This window comes from Mesorhizobium sp. M7A.F.Ca.US.007.01.2.1 (assembly GCF_003998165.1).
GTDB classification, from domain to species: Bacteria; Pseudomonadota; Alphaproteobacteria; order Rhizobiales; family Rhizobiaceae; genus Mesorhizobium; species Mesorhizobium ciceri.
This window is the reverse complement of record NZ_RZQP01000533.1, coordinates 1-451: the sequence shown is the minus strand read 5'-3', so window position 1 is coordinate 451 and position 451 is coordinate 1. Positions and strand designations below refer to the sequence as shown.

The following is a 451-nucleotide window of genomic DNA, read 5'->3' as shown; positions in this document are numbered from 1 at the left end:
CGGTCTAAGGCCGCAAATTTCAGTCGATGCCGACCATCACGTCCGAGGCTTTGATCACGGCATAGGCCTGCTTGCCCTTTTCGAGCTTGAGATCGGCGACGGCCTCGTTGGTGATGGAGGCGGTGACGATGGCGCCGCCGCCAATGTCGATCCTGACATGCGAGGTGGTGGCTCCCTTGACGATCTCGGCGATCGTTCCCTTGAGGACGTTGCGGGCGCTGATCTTCACCGGAGTTTCCTTTCCAAGGTTTCTTTGCCGGTCTTACCAGAACAATTGGTGTCGTACAGACGCTTTCATGAGGCGCCGGGCCTTCCCTTGTTATATTCATACGGATATATCGGTCAGCAGGCTTCGAGCCGGCCGGATTTCAAACCAGGGAGAGTTTTCCATGACGCGCAAAGGTTTTGGATCTAGGGCGATCGCCATTGGCGGTTTTGCTGCGGCGGTGAT

General features: G+C 56.8%; 1 protein-coding gene. It reads right to left on the bottom strand.

What is annotated here, in order from left to right; translation table 11 throughout:
* Positions 1-19: 19 nt before the first annotated feature.
* Complete coding sequence (locus tag EN949_RS35640) at positions 20-229, bottom strand: molybdopterin-binding protein (RefSeq protein WP_013531022.1); 210 nt, start codon at positions 227-229, stop codon at positions 20-22.
* Between the last annotated feature and the right edge of the window lie 222 nt (positions 230-451).